This window comes from Paenibacillus sp. FSL R5-0636 (assembly GCF_037974255.1).
Classification (GTDB): domain Bacteria; phylum Bacillota; class Bacilli; order Paenibacillales; family Paenibacillaceae; genus Paenibacillus_AQ; species Paenibacillus_AQ odorifer.
On record NZ_CP150232.1, the window covers coordinates 1,944,656 to 1,955,945 of the forward strand.

An 11,290-nucleotide genomic window follows, 5' to 3' on the forward strand; every position below is an offset into this window, starting at 1 on the left:
TGTTGCCTACTGCGCTTTACTGCCGTTCATCTATCGATTCCCAAGAGCATTCAATAGAGATGCAAAAAACAGTCGCTTATTTCGCAGCAGCTAATCGCGCCACATTGATTGATGAGGAATATGTTTACATCGATGAGGCTGTTTCTGCCCGAAAGACGCAAATCGATGAACGACCTGCTCTTACGAGCTTGGTTCGTCATATACAGGCGGGTAAAATCTCCACCCTCATTGTATATAAGCGCGATCGTTTGGCTCGAAATGTTCAGCAGCACCTCGAATTGTATGAGCTGTTAAAGAAGCATAAGGTTGAAGTTGTCTTTAGCGCTCGCAATGAACTTGCGATGACTTACACGCCTTCTGGAGAGTTTTTTGAATTAATCATTGCGGGTTTCAACGAGCGCGAAGCCAGCCAGATTGCCTTGCGGATAAAGGAAACGAAGCAGGCCATGTTTCTTCTTGGAAAAAATCACGGCAGTAAGCTGCCATACGGATATTACAGTGATCAGAATAAGGAAATACAGCGGGATGAAAACAAGCTTAAGGATGTTTTGTTTGTGTTTAACCAGCTGATGTCTACAAACTGCCGCACATTTAGCGACTTCTGTAGATATTTACAATCGGCTAGCACTTTACCAAGAGATTTGTTGAATTATCAGAGGTTAAAGAAAATAATCGAATCCAAAGAATACATGGGAATACGAACGGCGAAGTTTGATGGAGATGTAATTGAAATTGAAAAGAAATCTTTAGTGATCCTATCCGAAGAAGAATGGAATCAAGCTCAGGACAAAATGAAAATGCTGATTCGTAAGAGAAAAACTGATGATGGGTCTGAAGATTCAGGGATTTTAGACGGCCTTGTTTATTGCGGAGCCTGTCATACTCCAGCGAAACGGAAGAAAGTCAAGATAGCGAGCAGAGAAGAAAAAGTATACATTTGTCCCGTTCATTATCGACATAAAGCGATTATCTCACGACTGGAAGAGATAGTTCTGGACAGGGTAGAGCAATGGATTGAGCAACTGGCCCTTGCACAGGAAAGTGAATTATTTAAAGAAGTATTATCAAAGATTATTAACGAATCCCAAATCAAGCTTCTTCGATATGAGACAAACCTGCCTATATTACGAAGCAAGATTGATGAAATAACCAACAAATGGCTTGAAAGTAAGGATGAAGATCTGGAAGGGGAGATGTTCCGATTATATGAGAGCCAGGCCCAATTGTTAAAGCAGATCACGGTGACGAACGACCTGATACAGGGGATTACCCAATACCCTGAACGAATCCGAAAATTATGGGAACAAGTGACTGGGAAAATCAAATTAAGTGGTATGAAACCCTCAGATCAAAGAGAACTTCTAAGAGATGTGGTCAATCAAATCTCAATTCAATCCCCGCCAAATGTAAGCATAGAGCTAAAGAACCCATGGGTCGAATTTATGGATGGAGGAAACGGTCTTGCCTTTAAAGTCAGTGATTAAACCTGGAATGAGAGCTGTTTTTTATGGCAGACATTCAACAAATAAGCAAACCATGGACGCTCAAAGAAATACAGTCAAAGACTTTATGGATAAGTACGAGTGCCAGTTTGTTGGCGAATATTTAGATCCTGCTGTCTCGGCCCGAAAAACAAAACTAAAAGAACGAAACGGGATTTCACAGTTACTGGCTGATGCCCACATGGATAAGTATGATCTGGTCGTTATTTCTCAGCATGATCGGATTGCCAGGAACCCGAGTGAACACCAAATGATACGGATGACTTTGAAGAACTACAATATTCCCGTATGTATAGCGAGCACAGAGAACTTGTATGATTCTGGTGATTTGATAGTCGATATAATCAAAGATGGAAACTCTAAACTGGAAGTGGATAACACCCGAATTCGCACAAAGGATACGATGTACAATTTATTTAAACAGGCTAAATGGCGGGGAGGGAAACCTCCCTTTGGTTATAAATACAACAAAGCTACGAAAGCCATTGAAACGGTTGATCATGAACTTCAACTGGTAAAGGATGTCTACAGTATGTATTTACAGTTTGAAGGCTTTGATGCCATCGCTTGCAAGCTGCCTAAAGGTTCTTATTCGGGAAGCGACTGGACAGATCAAGCCGTAAGAGCTGTCGTGACCAATCCATTCTATGCAGGTTACCTGCACAGAGGGCGTAAAAAGCAACAGGCCAATAACTCGCTTAATGCTCGGGCCGACTGGGAGCTTGTTCGATCTAAGTTAATTCACCCAGTAATCACCATTGAAGAATGGGAACGGGGGTGGGATCTTTATCAGAAAAGAGCAGAAGGTACGCATGCACCGAATCGGTATAAGACCAGCTTCCTGCTAGCTGACTTATTGGTCTGTGACTCCTGTAATGATAAGTTAAGGGGAAAGGACCAAACGACACGAAGCAAATCAGGCGCAAGATATGGTAAAAAGGTATACTTGTGTACTAATTGCGGCTATAAAATTGATATACAAAAGACCCATCGTATAATCGACCATCTTTTGAATGACTTAAAATTTCGTCATGAAGAGATGATCGTGGATAAAATTATTCAGAGTCTTGAGCTGGACTTGCTGAATTTGCAAAAAAATATTCAGGTACTCCAAGCTTCAAAGCAAACAATTCAAGATAAGCTAAGCAAGGTGAACCATGAAATTAACGAGCAGTTCAAATGTGTACAAAATCCTGGTGACAAGGATGAGCAGCAAAAGAGAGCTGAAATGATGATTCGCATCTTGACAATGACTAAAGAAAATTGTTTAAAACAGATCAATAGCTTTGATGAACAGATCACCCAGAAACAGCTGCAGATGAACCGAATTCGAACCGCAGATTTGAATGCTGACCATATCCGCAGTCGGGTAGATCAACTCATGGACTCACACACCCAAGGGAAATTGCTTCGGGGGTTACTCTTGGAATTTGTTCATCAGATTCGTATTGATAAAACGGGTCGTGTGAAAATTAGCGCCCGATATGCCTTGCTTGAAACGGAGATATAACGATAGGGCTCGTGATACCAACGAGTCCTTTATTATGCTTATCTCGGTTTTTAGGTTGAATTTCTGAGGATGAATGGGCGGTTTTTCTCGGTTTTTAGTTAGGATTCCGATCCCGAGGCTTGTATAAAACCGAGAAAAATGAGCCTGTTAGCAGCTTAAAACCACTTGGAACATGGGCTTGTTGGCTATTTACCAGTATGGACAGTTGTTCTCCAGAATAAACGTCTCGGTTTTTGGGTTTACCATACATGTGTACATTTGATGAATTGAACTAAATAATGGAGGAATTACCTCGAATGCTGTAGAATTTGCTCTCATTCTGATTACAAGGGAGAGCTACAAATGGACATCGCCATGTATGAGGGGGAACTTCTTAATATCACATCTGAGCTAAGCAGATATGAAGAAAGTGAAAAGGAGAGGGTAATTGACAAATTCAAGAAAGCGGCCGAGAAGAAGGCCATGACTTGCCCTTACTGCCATGAGCAGCTGCTGCTTCGGGCAGGAGAAATCCGTGATATTCATTTTGCACATCTTAGCGGTAAGACCTGTCAGGAATCAAAGGCTTACGATACATACAACAGGCAGACGGCTCGTGAAAGCCAGAAGCATACCGTGATTAAAGAAATCATTTATAACGAACTGAAGGGGCAGGAATTGATCCGTCCCGACTTGAAGGTAGAGTACGGTTATAAAGAAAAGGCCACGGAGAAATGGAGTCAGTATCCTGACATTTACGTTAACAAGAATGGCCGTGAATTTGCAGTCTCAATCATAACAAATGTGCACCAAATCGGTGACCAAAAAGTGGTTAAAGCGATAAATTCCCGAAATAAATATTTTGCAGGTAAAGGGCTGGAGACGATCTGGTTTGTCGAGGACAGGGAACTGGCAGACGATTATGAGCGTAGAGTGCTGCATCTATGGGAAGCCGAGTATGGACTTGCAATCAAGACGGAAGAGGACCACAAATGGGACAAGCTTCTTCAAGAGCTATACGAGGAGTTTCCAGAATACAATCTCTATACTTTATTTGGTTATAAAGCTCACGGTTCAATGAAAAGCGACGTGAGAAGCCTATATTACGTCCATTCTGTTGGTGATGAAATTACCTTCTCGGTATACCGATTAATCCTTGATCAAATGCGCTCACCGTTTCGTGCCTTCGCGTTAACCAAAGGATATCGAATGAATATTTCGCAAGCCCTGGTCATTCGGGATGAAATTTTGCTTAGCGATAAGGATCAAGAGGATAGAAACCGAACAGAGTTTGCAAATCAGGTACTTCTTCAAATCAATACTATTCAAAGAGAAGCTTCACTTAGGGACCAGCATACTGATGGCGATAATGAACAAATGGAGAAAGGGTACAATTATTCAGAATTGACTCGGCAGACGATTAAAGAGGCTGCTGCAACTACAGCCTACTCTCCAGACTTTGATGTAGTAGCATCTATAACAAACTTGAAAATTCTGACGATTGCTCCGTATGAAGCAGAATGTCTTTATTGGTTCCTGAAACGGCATAAGGACGAACTGGGCGATTATGGTTTGACTTGGCTTGAGGTTAAAAAGTGGGTTCTTTATGCGTTAGGGAGAGTAAATGATCCAAAGATCCGTAAATGGCTTGTTGATATTGAAGAAATAAGATAATGAAAGATAGCCCAACTACCAGTAACTCTTGTAGTTGGGCTATTCTTCGTCAGGATCGATGCCCCAGAAGATATAATGGGACAGACCTGTATTGGCAAAATAACAAGCATCGACATACACTGTGTGAAGCTCCTCGTCAATCCTGTAAATGACGACTACGTTGCCAATCAAAATCCAGTAGTATCCGTTGAACTCAAACCCAGGAAAGTCAGAAACTCCATCAGCTTTGTATTTCGGCTCATCGGCCAAGACAGATTTAGAACGTCTGAATACGTTCAAGGGGTCTACCTTATATTCCTTCATTCGGGCAAGAGCTACCCTAGCGTAAGTGGTCCAAAGCACCTTGTAACGGTCAGTCATTCTGAACCTCTTTCAGTAATTGTGCAAACTCCTCTTCGCTGTCACTATATGTGGAAATCCCATTCTCTCGGTCATGCTTGGCCTGACGAAGCTGGGAAAGAACGTCTTCATCTTTAAAAATGACCGAAGTCATCCGCTTCTTCTGTTCATCAGTAAATGTAGGCTGCCCATCTTTTCTTTGCAACGTAACGTTAAATCCAAAGTTCTCTTCGATTAGCTGGACCAAATCTTTAAGGTCTACATAAGATTTGCCCTGAAAGCTCTGTTCCAATTGCTCTTTTGAAATAGACATACAGTTCACCGCCTTTTCGTCATTATATCATAAACCAATACCAATCTTAATGTGTTAAGATTACATTTATTAACACTTGAATATCATGATTTTCTTGATTCAAAGGGGGCAAATCTGTATGAGCCAACATTGTCGTGAATTACATGAGATCGTCAATAAAATGACTCGGCATCATTTTCCCTTCGAGGAAAAAATGATCCCCAAAAATGGGGTCTATTTGCTCTTTGAAAGGGGGGAATACGGGCATGACGCAGATCGGATTGTTCGAGTTGGTACCCACACAGGCCCTAATCAACTTAGGTCGCGTTTGAAGCAGCATTTTGTTCAGGAGAATAAGGATAGAAGTATTTTTCGCAAGAACATAGGCAGATGCTTACTTAACCGAGACAAAGATCCATACGCAAGTGTATGGGAACTCGATTTTACAACTCGGGAAGCTAAACTAAATAATGGTCATTTAATAAATCCAACTTATCAGTCAACTATCGAGGGCAGGGTCAGTGATTATATTCAGAAGAATTTCTCATTTTGTGTGCTGGCTATACAAGATAAACCAGAGCGCTTATCTTTGGAATCCAGGCTCATCTCTACGCTATCATTATGTGATGAGTGTGCTCCTTCTGTTCAATGGCTTGGGATGTCATCACCGCATGAAAAAATAAGAAGAAGTGGACTTTGGCAAGTGAACGAGTTGTATAAAGAACCATTGAATAACCAAGATTTTGACAGAATCGAGGTGCTCGCCAGTGAATCGAGATAAATCGCTTTGTATTATTCCCTGCGGTGCCGCGAAGATATGGGATAAACAGCCTTCAATTGGAACTGTAGAAGCGCAGTATGTTTATACTGGTGTTTTTGCGGTGGCCTGTCAAAGGTATGCTAAAACCTTCTTCGATCATTGGGTAATTCTGTCTGCAAAATATGGTTTTCTATATCCTGAGGATATCATTCCAGAGGACTATAACGTGTCCTTCATTAAGCCTTCCAGTGAGACTATTCTTATCGCTCAATTGAAAGAGCAGGCGGAAAGCAAAGGATTATTCAAATATATGGAGATTACGGTGCTGGGCGGTAAGCATTATGCGGATCGAGCTAAGGCTGTATTTAATCAAGGACAGGAATTGTTCTTTCCTCTAAGCGATTGTACGGGGATCGGCTATATGCTGCAAAGGTTGACCCGAGCGCTGGAAGGACAGGAGGCGTTGTCTGTTGATTCACTGGAGTCACCGTCCGAAGTTATTGTACGGCCTACTTTGAAAAAACATAGAGATCAGCCAATGAATCTTACGGAGAATAACGTTGGGAAATATGTTTCACTTTATCGATATTTGCTGAGTACTGAAGGCAAGCAAGTGATTATGACCATAGATCAAATCGAAGCGGTACTAGGTTTCGCATTGCCTGCATCTGCGAGTAAATATCGTCCATGGTGGGCTAATGCATTGACGAATACACAAGCTAAGTCATGGCTGCATGCTGGTTGGGAGGTGGATTCAGTCGTGCTTGGAGAAAAGACTGCATTCAGAAAAATAGGTGATGAGGTGTAGCTCTGTTGAAAATAGAAATCGGAGAATCCTTGATGCTCTCATGGCTGAGACATGCAAAAAATTGTCAGCTTGTTCAATTGAACTGGAAGCCATCCGTGAAGTCTTGGGAAATTTATAACGAAGCCGTTGTTGAAAGTATGATGAAAGATTCAGACCAATATTTTAAAGAGAAATACAGCCTTGATTTGTTCAAACAAAATAGTTCATTCTCCCAACTACTCCAACAAGCTGAGATTGATGCTCTGGGCTTAGAAGTAGGAGGGGGGAATGGTGTTCAAAACATATATGGTATTGATGTAGCTTTTCATGAGAATGGCTTGAATTACGGCTCCAAGGAAGAAACGATATCCAGAGTACTGAAGAAAATGATTCGCACTGCTATGGCGATCCATGGCTACTTCAATTTGAATGCTGGGAATATTATATTTGCTGCTCCAAAAATATATGTTGCAATACGTGAGCCGCTGCAACTCTACATAGCCGAACTCCAGGAGCTGTTCTATGCAAAAGGTTTAGATTTTCGTTTTGAGCTTCTGTGCAATGAAGACTTCAAGGAGAAAATCTTCAATGTGGTTACAGCCTTATCTAATTCTGTGTCTGATACTTCGGAGCTGTTTATGCGAAGTATACAAATGTATAATCTTTTTGCAGATGATAAGCAGCCAGTAGGCCTACCGAAATCGCCAGTAAAAGTAAAGAAATTACCTGCTGATTTTAAAGGATCTGAGGAAATAAAAATTGGTGCTTTGGTCAGATCCAGTTTTGAGCGACTGATTGCAGATGATCTATTAACAGAGCGCGAAGTTGAGCGATTGCAGCGACTGGACTACGCCAAGAGGACATTTAATATCACTTATCCTGTATTGAAAAAAGTCGACCCTACTCTATCTTTAATCGAACAACGAAATATTAACGGACGGCCGAGATTCTACAGTGATCCATATTCGATCTATGGTTATGATTATCTATTATGTAATCATTGGGTGGAGAACCTCAGCAGAAGTTATTTCGATGCCTGGCTAAGACGTATAGATGAAACAAACGTAGGGGACTCAATTTGAGTCCTCATTTTTTTATACTCCTCTTGTATTTAGACATGTTATTATGAACTTAGGAATATTTTCCTATGAATCATTTTACATTTTAAGAATAAATCATCCAGAGGTGAATGGTATGAGTAACAGCAATTTCACTTTCTTGTCGAACCATTGGAATATTCTATCCAATTTGGCCGAAATGGCCGAGCGGAATGTTTATATTGACCCGAATACTTCCCTGATCAAGCTTCGGATGTTTGGGGAGACGATAACGAGATACATATGTGCTTTTGAGGAGCTGCAATATCCAGAGCGAGCGACTCAGGACGATAGACTCAGGCTTTTGAAGCAAGAAGATCTCCTGACTGGAGAACTGTTGGATATCCTCCACGCTATTCGCATGATTGGGAATAAAGCTAATCACGCTGAAGGAATTTACGGAACTCCAGAGGAAGCCAAAGCTTTGTTGAACATGGCCTTTCGCTTATCTGTCTGGTTTATGCAGGTATATGGGGAGTGGGACTTCATTGCTCCTGAATATGTCGAACCTTCTCAAGTAGAGGATGCACAGAATCAGGCGGAACTTCAGTCGTTGGCAGCTTCTTATGACGCGAAAGTACAGCATCTGGAGCAGGAACTGCAGAAACTTACTCAACAGCAAGATTCCAAAACTTCAGATGAGAAGCAAAAACGTCATACCAAGGCCAGACAACTGGGCAGCGCCCTGAAGCTTACCGAAGCTCAGACCCGTATGATTATTGACGAAAAGCTCGTTCAGGCTGGCTGGGAGGCAGATACATTACAACTGCGTTTTAGCGCAGGTACTCGCCCTGAAAAAGGCAGGTACCTTGCTATAGCCGAATGGCCTCTGAAAAATGGGTTTGCGGACTATGCTCTTTTTTATGGAATGGAATTAATCGGTATCGTTGAGGCTAAACGTCAGAGCAAGGATGTTCAAGCCGACATTGAACAGGCAAAAAAGTATGCCTCTTATGTAGTTAAGCACAGTGAAGAAGTCATTCATGGCCCATGGGGAAATTATCAGGTGCCGTTTTTGTTTGCAACGAATGGGCGTCCCTATTTGAAGCAGCTTGAGCATAAGTCAGGAATATGGTTCTTAGATGCGCGTAAGTCCACGAATCATGCCAGAGTGCTGCAAACCTGGTATTCACCTGAAGGGTTAAAAGCTCTTTTACAGCAGGACATAGATAAGGCGACAAAGGATCTCCGTGATGAATCGCTGGATTACCTGCATCTGCGTGAGTATCAAGAGAATGCGATTTTGTCAGTGGAACACGCGATAGAAGCTGGACAGCGCAGAATTCTGGTAGCCATGGCAACAGGTACAGGCAAGACAAGAATGGCCATCGGCTTAATTTATCGTCTGATCAAACACAATCGTTTTAAAAGAATTCTATTCCTCGTGGACCGTTCAGCGTTAGGCCGTCAGGCTGAGGCGGCGTTTAAGGATTCTAAGCTGGAAAGTTATCATTCGTTTACTGAGATTTTTGAGCTTCAGACGTTGGATGACAAGAAACCCAATACGGAAACGAAGGTTCAGATTGCTACCGTTCAGGGCATGGTGAAGCGGCTGTTTTATAGTGAGGATGATACGGGCATCCCTTCTGTAGATCAGTATGATTGCATTATCGTGGATGAGGCTCACCGTGGTTACACGCTGGATAAGGAAATGACTGAGATCGAACTGGAGTTTCGTGATCATGCCGATTATGTGAGCAAGTATCGGAAGGTACTGGATTATTTTGACGCTGTGCGAATCGGGCTTACGGCTACACCAGCTCTTCATACGGTTGAGATTTTTGACAAAGCAATCTTTAACTACTCCTACCGTGAGGCAGTGATTGACGGCTATCTGATCGACCATGAGCCGCCTATTCAGTTTGAAACAGAACTGAAGAAAAACGGCATCAAGTGGCAGATTGGTGAGGAAGTAGCTGTATACAATGTTGACCTGGGAACCGTGGAGAAAGAAATGCTGGAAGACGAGGTCAACCTAGAAGTAACCCAGTTCAACAAGACGGTGATCACGGAGAATTTCAATCGTGTAGTGCTGGAGGCGCTCACTGAATATATCGACCCTGAAGCGGATGGAAAGACCTTGATTTTTGCAGCAACGGATGATCATGCGGATATGGTGGTTCGGATCTTTAAGGAAGAATTAGAGAAGGTCTACGGCCCAGTAGATGATGGAGCGATTCTAAAAATCACAGGTTCGATCAAAGATCCACTACATGCCATTAAGTTATTCAAAAATGAGCGGCTACCGAACATCGTTGTCACGGTGGATCTCCTTACGACTGGTATAGATATCCCGAGTATCTCCCATGTGGTCTTCCTGCGGCGGGTCCGCTCCCGTATCCTGTATGAACAAATGCTGGGACGGGCTACCCGCCGCTGTGATGAAATTGAGAAGGATCATTTTATGATCTATGATGCCGTGGGGATTTATGAGTCGCTCAAGCCCTATACAGACATGAAGCCTGTTGTGACAAGACCACAGGTCAGTCTGGGTCTCCTGGTTGATGAGCTGAAGCAGATGAAGAGTGAGCATCACATCAAGTCGCATCAGGAAGAGATTATTGCGAAGATGCAGCGGAAGAAGCAGAGCTGGACGCCTCAGGATCATGAGGATTTCAAAGCTTTATCCGATGGGCAGAATATTGATGAATTTATTGATGAGATAAAAAAGGCAAGTGCAGAGCAGGTTAGTGAAGCTTTATTAAGCAAACCACAATTGCTTCTGTTTATTGAAGAGAATAAGGGGCGGCATAACCGCCAGTTCATTTCGGATCACAAGGATAAACTGATCGGAGTTACACGCGGTTATGGAGATGCCAATAAACCAGAGGATTACCTGGAAGGATTTAATGGTTTTATCCGTGAGAACCTGAACCTGATTCCAGCTCTAAATATTATCTGCACACGTCCGAATGATCTGACCCGTGAAGAGCTGCGGAAGCTTCGTGTGGCTCTGGATCAGAAAGGTTTTACGGAGAAGAACCTGCAAACCGCATGGCGCGATGTGAAGCAGCAGGACATTGCCGCAGACATCATCAGTTTTATCCGTCAGCAGGCGCTTGGTGATCCACTCATCAGCCATGAAGAACGGATTGAGAATGCCATGAAAAAAATCTATGAGATGCGAGTATGGCCAAAGGTGCAGAAGGATTGGTTGAAGCGGATTGAGAAGCAATTATTGCAGGAATCTGTACTGGACCCGAATCCAGAAAAAGCATTCGATGTGGAACCTTTCCGCAGTAAGGGCGGCTATAAGCAGTTAAATAAAATTTTTGATGGTCAATTGGACGAGATTGTTGCTACAATAAATGTTGCGCTATATCCAACCAGACAGAAGGAGCAAGCTTAAA

9 protein-coding genes are annotated in these 11,290 nt (G+C 42.6%); 7 read left to right on the top strand and 2 right to left on the bottom strand.

What is annotated here, in order from left to right:
* Nucleotides 1–2 precede the first annotated feature (2 nt).
* The 3 genes from MKX34_RS08440 (at nucleotide 3) to MKX34_RS08450 (ending at nucleotide 4,665) form a co-directional block, all read left to right on the top strand.
* Nucleotides 3–1,484, top strand: coding sequence for a recombinase family protein (locus MKX34_RS08440; RefSeq protein WP_076297580.1), 1,482 nt, complete (start codon nucleotides 3–5; stop codon nucleotides 1,482–1,484).
* Entirely contained in the window at nucleotides 1,477–3,012 is a 1,536-nt protein-coding gene (locus tag MKX34_RS08445) for a recombinase family protein (protein ID WP_339204768.1), read from the top strand. The genes MKX34_RS08440 and MKX34_RS08445 overlap by 8 nt, the downstream gene beginning before the upstream one ends.
* Before the next feature lie 342 nt (nucleotides 3,013–3,354).
* Entirely contained in the window at nucleotides 3,355–4,665 is a 1,311-nt protein-coding gene (locus tag MKX34_RS08450; RefSeq protein WP_076297578.1) for a competence protein CoiA family protein, read from the top strand.
* A 39-nt stretch (nucleotides 4,666–4,704) separates the two neighbouring features.
* Here the strand turns inward: MKX34_RS08450 and MKX34_RS08455 are convergent, their stop codons facing one another.
* Nucleotides 4,705–5,025, bottom strand: a complete 321-nt coding sequence (locus MKX34_RS08455) for a hypothetical protein (RefSeq protein ID WP_076297577.1) — start codon at nucleotides 5,023–5,025, stop codon at nucleotides 4,705–4,707.
* Nucleotides 5,018–5,317: a hypothetical protein gene (locus tag MKX34_RS08460; RefSeq protein WP_076297576.1), complete on the bottom strand. Its 300-nt coding sequence runs from the start codon at nucleotides 5,315–5,317 to the stop codon at nucleotides 5,018–5,020. Before MKX34_RS08460 ends, MKX34_RS08455 begins: the two co-directional genes overlap by 8 nt.
* 118 nt (nucleotides 5,318–5,435) lie before the next feature.
* Here MKX34_RS08460 and MKX34_RS08465 point away from each other — a divergent pair, with 118 nt between their 5' ends.
* The 4 genes from MKX34_RS08465 (at nucleotide 5,436) to hsdR (ending at nucleotide 11,289) form a co-directional block, all read left to right on the top strand.
* Nucleotides 5,436–6,077, top strand: coding sequence for a hypothetical protein (locus MKX34_RS08465; RefSeq protein WP_076297575.1), 642 nt, complete (start codon nucleotides 5,436–5,438; stop codon nucleotides 6,075–6,077).
* Nucleotides 6,064–6,864, top strand: coding sequence for a DUF6884 domain-containing protein (locus tag MKX34_RS08470; RefSeq protein ID WP_076297574.1), 801 nt, complete (start codon nucleotides 6,064–6,066; stop codon nucleotides 6,862–6,864). The genes MKX34_RS08465 and MKX34_RS08470 overlap by 14 nt, the downstream gene beginning before the upstream one ends.
* 5 nt (nucleotides 6,865–6,869) lie before the next feature.
* Nucleotides 6,870–7,925 carry a hypothetical protein gene (locus tag MKX34_RS08475; protein WP_076297573.1) on the top strand — a complete coding sequence of 352 codons (1,056 nt, stop codon included), beginning with the start codon at nucleotides 6,870–6,872 and terminating at the stop codon, nucleotides 7,923–7,925.
* Between the two features lie 112 nt (nucleotides 7,926–8,037).
* Nucleotides 8,038–11,289 carry a type I restriction-modification system endonuclease gene (gene hsdR, locus MKX34_RS08480; RefSeq protein WP_076297572.1) on the top strand — a complete coding sequence of 1,084 codons (3,252 nt, stop codon included), beginning with the start codon at nucleotides 8,038–8,040 and terminating at the stop codon, nucleotides 11,287–11,289.
* The last annotated feature ends 1 nt before the right edge of the window (nucleotide 11,290 follow it).

Bases quoted from the DNA above. Each gene is read 5' to 3' on its own strand.
- MKX34_RS08450 (WP_076297578.1), top strand. From the start codon at position 3,355: ATGGACATCGCCATGTATGAGGGGGAACTTCTTAATATCACATCTGAG.
- MKX34_RS08455 (WP_076297577.1), bottom strand. From the start codon at position 5,025: ATGACTGACCGTTACAAGGTGCTTTGGACCACTTACGCTAGGGTAGCT.
- MKX34_RS08460 (WP_076297576.1), bottom strand. From the start codon at position 5,317: ATGTCTATTTCAAAAGAGCAATTGGAACAGAGCTTTCAGGGCAAATCT.
- MKX34_RS08465 (WP_076297575.1), top strand. From the start codon at position 5,436: ATGAGCCAACATTGTCGTGAATTACATGAGATCGTCAATAAAATGACT.
- hsdR (WP_076297572.1), top strand. From the start codon at position 8,038: ATGAGTAACAGCAATTTCACTTTCTTGTCGAACCATTGGAATATTCTA.